The sequence below is a fragment of the Photorhabdus heterorhabditis genome, from assembly GCF_001280945.1.
GTDB classification, from domain to species: Bacteria; Pseudomonadota; Gammaproteobacteria; order Enterobacterales; family Enterobacteriaceae; genus Photorhabdus; species Photorhabdus heterorhabditis.
The window spans coordinates 1-377 of record NZ_LJCS01000249.1 but is presented as its reverse complement, the minus strand read 5'-3'; the positions used below and the strand labels follow the sequence as shown (position 1 = coordinate 377).

1 protein-coding gene is annotated in these 377 nt (G+C 57.8%); it reads right to left on the bottom strand.

The window, feature by feature from the left end; all coding sequences use genetic code 11:
* A partial coding sequence (locus tag AM629_RS21580; protein WP_235525601.1) for a hypothetical protein occupies window positions 1–311 on the bottom strand: 311 nt, incomplete at its 3' end.
* Between the last annotated feature and the right edge of the window lie 66 nt (window positions 312–377).

Genomic DNA, 377 nt, shown 5'->3' with positions numbered 1-377 from the left:
AGCGCGGTGCTGGTCAGGGTGGTTTTGCCCTCTGCCGCGATTACCCCACCGGTGTTATTGATGTCGCCGGTGCGCAAAGTTAAGTGTCCGCCGCTTAACAACCGGCCACCTTTTTTGTCCGTCGTGGCAGCGTTGGCGAGCCAGTGACCGTGGGTATCAATGGACATCTCGCCACCCGCCTGTAGCAGCCCCGCAGTATTATCCAGCTGACCGCTATTTAAGGTCAGGGTGTCTTCGGCTATCACCTGTCCGGCGGTATTGGTGAAGGAATGGCCTGTGGTCTGGCTGTCAATGTGTTGCGCCAGCAACACACCCTGGGTGTTATCCAACGTCTGGCTGGTCGTAGTCAGTCGGGTTTTGGCTTCAAGATGGCCGTG